Raw genomic sequence first — 6,573 nt, 5'->3', positions numbered from 1 at the left:
ACAGACTTTTTTTCACAGGCTCAGCTAATATCAGGAATAAGGTTTATCTAGTTAACTTTTTTATTATATCTTCTAGATTTGGATACATATTTAAAAGGTCTCTTCTCTCAAATAATTCAAAATCATCAAAAGTAAAGGCAGGTGCTACCATACATCCAACTAAAGCAAATCCATCATTATTCATAGAAGAACCAAATATATACCCCTTAGGAACTAAAACTTGTGGAACCTCTCCTTTTTCTACATCTAATCCTAATTGCTTAGTTATAAGCTCACCCTCTGGTGTGATCATATATATAGTCAGAGGTTGCCCATCGTGGTAATACCACATTTCATCAGAAGTTAATCTGTGAAAATGAGACACATCTCCTGTTTCAAGCAAGAAATATATGCTACTAAATAATTTTTTATCTTCTCTAAAGAAATCTTCTGATAGTACTGATTGTTTGAAGTATCCTCCTTCTACATGGGGTGTCATGTCTAATCTTTCTATATAATATTGTGCTGGTTTCATGCTGTACCTCCTAAGTATAATAAATCTATTATACCAAAAACTTAATGATTTGTTGGAGCAATATAAATTAATTATAGCATTATTGATGGAATTCCTTAGTATATAATCAATTTAGAAAAATGTAAGAATTCATTAAGAATTTGAAATAAATATATTAAAATTTAATTAGTAATATAAAAGTATGGAGGGATGATGATGTGGAAAAAGAAAATTAAACAAAAAAAATTACAATTAATTTTAATAGCAATTATTTTAATGGTATCTTCATCTATATTTGCACTATCTACGAGCTTTACAAGTACAGTTTCAAAATATACTAATGATTATTATGAAGGAGAAAATATAAAGGATATTGTAGTTCAGACATATAATGAGGGTGTTATTTCAAAAGTTGAAAGTTTTATTATGGAAGAAGAAACTAATGAAAAAGATATTAGAAAAACAAAGGGTTTAACAGTAGATAGACAAGTATTTTTAGGGGATGAAAACCTTGATTTGGGAATGGCAAATTTAATAATTTATGAAGGGATGAAAGCTCATCCATGGGATGTAGTTATAACAGAAGGAGAAAAAGTAACGACTCCAAGTAAAGGTACTATTTGGGTTTCAAATCTTTTAGCTGATTCTAAGAATTTAAAAATAGGAGATAAGTTAAAGATAAAAGATGGTGATGAATACAAATATTTAACTATATCAGCTTTAGTAAACGATTCAGTAGTTCCAAGTTCTGTTGTGGGCTATAATAATTTATATATAAGTAGTAATGATTATGATGACTTTAATGAACCTATTAAATCTGAATATATTGGTTATGATTCATCTAAAGAAGGAAACGATGCAACATCTGAATTAATTTCTTATATAGGTGATTCAATTGATGGAGTTATATATGATAAGTGGATTACAATATTTGCAGCAAATGCTGGAAGTCAAATTACAAGCGCAGTTGGATTAAGTACAGCTATATTAATATTTATTGTATCTATTGTAATAATAAGGTTCGTATTATGGAACAACATTTTAAAGGAGTATAAATCTATAGGCGTATATAAATCATTGGGATTTACCTCAAACCAGATACGTAATATATATTTAAAAAGTTTTGGAATAGTGGGAATCATTGCAATAACAGCTGGAAGTTTCTTTAGTATTTGGTATATTAATTATTTAGTAAAGATATCTATTAAATATATTGGAATATATGAAGGTGGCATAAGTAATTTTAACTTTATATTTTTAACAATAATATTAATGAGTTTTGTTTTAATATCTAATATTTATCTTTTACTTAGAAGAATAAATAAAATAAAGCCTGTTGAGGCATTTAGAATAGGAGTGACTTCATCTAAAGAGAAATTTAAGAAGTCAATTATTAAAGATGCTTCATCACCACTGTCCATGGCTATAAATGATATTTTTAAATATAAAAAGCAAAATCTAATTATAGGAACAGTATTATCCCTTGTAATATACCTTTCAGTATTTTTAGTTAGTGTAAATTACTCAATGATTAATATGAAAGATAATGCATGGAATATGTTTGGATTACTTCAGGGAGATGTTACCTTAGACTTTCCAAGTGGAGAGGAGTCATATGATAAGGCTTTAGAAGAAATTAAGAGTGATCCGAGGGTCTTAGGAGTAAGAGAGTGCTCATTTGATGTAGGAAAGATCGCTTATTTAGATGTATCAAGATACAATATAAAAAATGCACAAGTTGTTACTTATTTATATGATAACTATGATAATAATTATGGGTTTAATGTATCGATTAAAGAGGGGAGAAATCCTAAAAATAAAAATGAAATTGCATTGTCACAACAAATGCTAAAAGATGCAAATTTAGATATTGGTGATTATATAGATATTAAAATATTAGGAGAAGAGAGATCATTACTTATCACTGGTAAATATATAGGAATGATGTCAAATAACTACAATATGAGAATGACTTTAGATGTAGTGCCTAGGGAGATTAGAAATAACCTTAATAACTTAAACATTAATATTACTTTAAAAGATAAAAATGATTATGAGGTATTTAAAAATGAGTATAAAGATAAATATGAAGTATGTTCTATAGATACATGTCCAAGTTTAATTGCTACAACAAGTAAGTCAGTTATTGAGATAGCTATACCAGTTACTACAATTATTCTTTTAGGGATATTACTATTTAGTATCTTAAATATAGTAAATCTTATAATTATGAACAATACTGATAATAGAAGAAATAATGCAATTATAAAATCCTTAGGATTTTCAAATATTTATATTTTAAAGAGAACTTTATATAGAATTATGCTGCTTACAGGTATTTCATCTTTAGCTGGATTTATTTTAAATGCTACTATATCTAGAAGTGTATTTAAATTTGCAATGATGGGAATAGATGGTTTAATGATTTCAAATAGTAAAGTTATAAGTACAATAGTTTTTATTGAAATATTAACTATTGGTGCAACAATAATATCAATGTTTAGTATAAGAAAAATATCTACAGTGGAGCTTATGGAAGAGTAGGGGGAGAAGAGATGGAAAGTATTATTAAAGCCAGTGGATTATGTAAATCGTTTATTTTAGGAAAAACATCAAACAATGTATTAAAAAATATTAATTTAGATATATATGAAAGTGATTTTACTGTAATAATGGGTAGCTCAGGTTCTGGAAAATCTACGCTATTATACTCCATTAGTACAATGGATATCCCAAGCGCAGGTAGTGTTGAACTTTTAGGAAAGGATATATCAAATATAGATGAAAAAGAAGCTGCAAGTATTAGAAATAAAGATATATCCTTTGTTTTTCAAAGTATAAACTTGCTTTATGATTTAACTATAAGAGAAAATATAACTTATTGTGGTTATCTAAACAATAAAGATAAGAAGAGCGTAAATAAAAAAACAGATGAATTATTAAATAGATTAGAGCTGAAAGATATTGAGAATAAATATCCTTCAGAAATATCAGGAGGACAACAGCAAAGAGTTGCAATTGCTAGAGCATTAATTAACAATCCTAAGATAATTTTTGGAGATGAGCCAACAGGAGCACTTAATTCTTCAACGGGAGCCAGGGTATTGGATATTCTTACAGAATTAAATGAAGAGGGACAATCCATAGTAATGGTAACCCATGATTTAAAGGCAGCTTCTAGAGCAAGTAGATTGATTTATTTGAAGGATGGAAGAATTGATGGTGAGTTATCTCTTGGAAGATATAGTGAAAAAGATTCAGATAGTAGAGAAAAAAAGATATTTGAATTTATAAAAAGTAGGGGCTGGTAAAATAATGATATAATTGAAGTGGGGGTGAGTAAAATGCATAATAAAATCTTGGTAATCGAAGATGATAATGATTTAGGAAACTTAATAAAAGATTATTTAGAGATAGATGGATTTCAGGTATTGATAGCTAGTGATGGGTTAAAAGGTGTGGAACTGGCTAATGATCCTATGATAAAGCTCATTATTTTAGATATTATGCTCCCACTTTTAGATGGCGTTGAAGTTTGTAAAAGAATAAGGACGATATCGAAAATGCCAATACTTATGCTATCAGCTAAAAGTGGAGAGATGGATAAGATACTAACATTAGGGGTAGGAGCAGATGACTATATGACAAAACCTTTTTCTCCAATGGAATTAGTAGCAAGGGTGAAAGCTCATATAAGAAGGTATACTTCATTTTCTAGTGATACACTATCAGATGTAAAACAATTTGGTGATTTAATAGTAGACTCTAAGGCATATAAAGCTTTACTAAATAATAAGGAAATACCACTAACTTCTAAGGAGTTTCAAATATTAGATTTTTTCACTTCTAATCCTTCCCAAGTGTTTTCAAAGTCTCAGGTATATGAAAGTGTATGGGGTTACAGTGAATATATGGATGAAAATACTATAGCTGTGTACGTTAAAAGGTTAAGAGAGAAGCTTGGAGGATACGGTGAAAAGTCGATAAAGACAATATGGGGAGTAGGATATAAGTGGGAAATAATAGAGTAAGTAATAATTACCTCAATAAAAAAATAGACATATTTGCAGGGTTAATATGTCTATTTGCTATATTATCCGTGATATATTCTTTCCTAGTTTTAAAGGAAGATATTAAAAAAGAAGATAAGTCTAATTTATTAAGAATAGAAACATCAAATCAAAGAGAATTGATTAAAGAAATGTTTAAAGAAAATAACTATTACATGGAAAATGATTTTTATAATTATACAGTTATAAATTTAAAAGGGGAGGCTATCTTTTCTTCCATAGATGATTTTAATAAAGGAGAAAAGATAAATCTTGAAAATGAAATAGGTTATGATAATGCCTTTCACAATAGAAAGAATGGATTAATTAGATACAGTATACCTTTAGTTAATAATGATGTTCAAGAAGGGATTATAATTATAGATATACCACAGAATATATTAAAAAAGGAAAGCAAAAATGAGAAATTTATACCCCTGTGGATACTTTTATTTTTTATAGTTATATTAGCTATTATGATAAATAAGTTTGTAAAAGTTGATATAATAAAACCTATTAAGGAACTTCATAGTAGTGCAAAAGCTATATTAAATGGAAGTTATAAGTGTAAAATAAACTATGATTACCATGGAGAAATTGGAGAGTTTTGTCATGATTTTGAAGCTATGAGAGATGAAATAATAGACTCAAAAGAAAAGGAAGAAAAGTTCAAAAGAAATGAAAAAGAATTATTAGCCTGTATTTCACATGATTTAAAAACTCCTCTTTCATCCATCTCAGGGTATGTTGAAGGAATAAGAGATGGAATTGTGAAGGATGAAGATGGTATAAAAAGATATTCAAACATTATAATGAAGAAATCTAAGGAACTTTCAAAATTAATAGATGATATATTAGAACAATCGAAAACAGAGTTGAATGAAATGTCAATTGAAAGAACAGAAATATACTCTGATGATTATTTTAAGGAAGTTTTAGGGGATTTATCTATTGATATAGCTACTCATAATATGAAATTAGATGTTAAGGGACAATTGCCAAGGGCTTTGATTTTTATAGATATAATAAGAATAAATCAAGTTATAAATAATATTATTACAAATTCAATAAAATACTCTAGAGCAGGAGAAAAAATTGAGATATGGGTAGATGATGAGATAGATAAAATCACTGTAAATATTAAGGATTTTGGTAGTGGAATTAGCATTGATGATATACCATTTGTTTTTAATAAGTTTTATAGAGGTGAAAAGTATAGAAACACTAATATATCAGGTTCAGGGCTTGGTCTTTCTATATCTAAGTATATAGTAGAGAGTCATGGAGGAAATATAAAGTGTTCATCTTCTTTAGAATCTGGAACTACTATTAGTTTTACTATACTTAAAATATAATTAATAAAGGTGCTGTCACACCTAGAAATTATTTTCTATTGTGCAACAGCCTCTTTTTTATCTTTTAATTTAATTGTTAGTAGGATTTACTTTATCTTTTCTTCCCACCATCCAAATGCGACTCTACCTTGAGCAAGTTCATTTGGCGTTTCTGGATTGGATAAGAAAATAATAAATGATCCTCCAGGAGGAAAAATAAATTTACCTACTTCTTCATCGGCAATTGTAACTTCTGGAAGGGCTCTTCTAACAAATGCCTTAACTCCACCTTTAGGTTCTCCTATAACATTGCTTGCTTTAAGCAACCTAATTCGTGGCTTTGGTAATGGACAAAGAGCTGTATTAGCTGGAGTAACTAATTCTGATATCTCTGGGCATCCAGGTGGATTTGAATTAAACCATATTTGAGCTCTTATTGGTGATTCTCCAATATTTGTGACAGTCCAAACATATACGTGTAGATTAACTCCTGAATAATAAGGATTTACTAATCCTGCCCATGCACTTTTACCTCTTCCAAAATTTAACTCATCTGCATAGCCTACAAAATATTTTCCTTGAAGTGAAAGATATAGAGGATATGGCATACTAGCTACTTGAGTTATTGGATTAGGTAAGATTATAGAGTCATTACAATTTTTTGTGTTTTCCATTTTCATAATATCTCCTATTAAAA

At 28.4% G+C, this 6,573-nt stretch carries 6 protein-coding genes; 4 read left to right on the top strand and 2 right to left on the bottom strand.

The window, feature by feature from the left end; translation table 11 throughout:
- Positions 1-43: 43 nt before the first annotated feature.
- Complete coding sequence (locus B2694_RS13570) at positions 44-514, bottom strand: cupin domain-containing protein (RefSeq protein WP_346886203.1); 471 nt, start codon at positions 512-514, stop codon at positions 44-46.
- Between the two features lie 195 nt (positions 515-709).
- Between B2694_RS13570 and B2694_RS13565 the strand changes: the two genes are divergently transcribed.
- Genes B2694_RS13565 through B2694_RS13550 form a run of 4 tightly spaced genes read left to right on the top strand, consistent with a single transcriptional unit; the run spans position 710 to position 5,897 of the window.
- Positions 710-3,037, top strand: coding sequence for an ABC transporter permease (locus B2694_RS13565; protein ID WP_346886202.1), 2,328 nt, complete (start codon positions 710-712; stop codon positions 3,035-3,037).
- 11 nt (positions 3,038-3,048) lie between these two features.
- On the top strand, positions 3,049-3,804 hold the full coding sequence (locus B2694_RS13560; RefSeq protein ID WP_346886201.1) for an ABC transporter ATP-binding protein: 756 nt from the start codon (positions 3,049-3,051) through the stop codon (positions 3,802-3,804).
- 33 nt (positions 3,805-3,837) lie between these two features.
- Positions 3,838-4,524, top strand: a complete 687-nt coding sequence (locus tag B2694_RS13555) for a response regulator transcription factor (protein WP_346886200.1) — start codon at positions 3,838-3,840, stop codon at positions 4,522-4,524.
- Complete coding sequence (locus B2694_RS13550) at positions 4,506-5,897, top strand: HAMP domain-containing sensor histidine kinase (protein WP_346886199.1); 1,392 nt, start codon at positions 4,506-4,508, stop codon at positions 5,895-5,897. Before B2694_RS13555 ends, B2694_RS13550 begins: the two co-directional genes overlap by 19 nt.
- Positions 5,898-5,983: 86 nt before the next feature.
- Here B2694_RS13550 and B2694_RS13545 read toward each other — a convergent pair whose 3' ends face one another.
- Entirely contained in the window at positions 5,984-6,550 is a 567-nt protein-coding gene (locus tag B2694_RS13545) for a DUF6143 family protein (RefSeq protein ID WP_346847273.1), read from the bottom strand.
- Positions 6,551-6,573: the final 23 nt, after the last annotated feature.

The organism is Clostridium sp. UBA4395 (assembly GCF_002390995.1).
Classification (GTDB): domain Bacteria; phylum Bacillota; class Clostridia; order Clostridiales; family Clostridiaceae; genus Clostridium_J; species Clostridium_J sulfidigenes.
This window is presented reverse-complemented; position numbering and strand designations above follow the sequence as displayed.